Genomic DNA, 779 nt, shown 5'->3' on the forward strand with positions numbered 1-779 from the left:
TAGGGCGTGTCTGAAAACTAATCATATTGAAGCTACTTCAACAGAATCATCGCGGAAGCGAGAAAGGCAAAGCTTAAAAAGTTTCGAGAAAGCTTGTCATAGCGTGTTGCGATTCCGCGGAATTGTTTGAGTTTGTTGAAAAAACATTCCACTACATGGCGTTCTTTATAATGGTAAAAATCACATGTCCAAGGATTTGCGGCATTGGATTTGGGCGGGATACAGTATGTTGCGTTTTGGGATTCAATGTACGTTCGAATCTCTACCGTTCCGTAGGCTTTATCGGCTAAAATAGCGGTTCCGGACAAGCTTACCCCTGACAGGACTTCGACCGCTGCCGTACAATCATGGATGTTTCCAGGCGTTAAAAATAGGCGAATCGGATTCCCTAGCGCGTCGACTACAGCGTGGATTTTGGTATTGCGTCCCCCTCGGGAAAGTCCGATTTCTTGGTTGGTTGCGGCATTTTCAGCCCTTTTTTAGCCCCCGCTGCGTGCTGGTGAACTTTACAAGAGGTGCTGTCTAGAGAAACATCCTGCAAGTCTGCATCGCTGGCGAGCGCTTCAAATATCTTTTGAAAAAGATCGTCATTGCTCCATAAACGAAACCGGGAATACACGGTTTTCCAAGAACCAAAACGTTCTGGCAGATCACGCCAAGGTGCCCCTGTTTTGACTTTCCAAAGCATGGCATTAAGCATCACCCGATTGGGTTTTGAGGGTCTGCCTTCACCCTTGTTTTCAGGTGGCAACAGTTCTTTGACCCTTTCCCAGTCCGGG

General features: G+C 47.1%; 1 protein-coding gene. It reads right to left on the reverse strand.

Features of this window, described 5'->3' with window-relative positions:
* Nucleotides 1–32 precede the first annotated feature (32 nt).
* Nucleotides 33–779, reverse strand: a protein-coding gene (locus C162_RS37705; RefSeq protein WP_442792479.1) for an IS5 family transposase whose coding sequence is annotated in 2 segments (ribosomal slippage) — nucleotides 33–475 and nucleotides 475–779 — 748 coding nt annotated over the 2 segments. Because the reading frame shifts where the segments join, the coding sequence is not laid out codon by codon here. This gene is flagged as partial in the annotation.

Source organism: Paenibacillus sp. FSL R7-269 (genome assembly GCF_000517865.1).
GTDB lineage: Bacteria > Bacillota > Bacilli > Paenibacillales > Paenibacillaceae > Paenibacillus_AQ.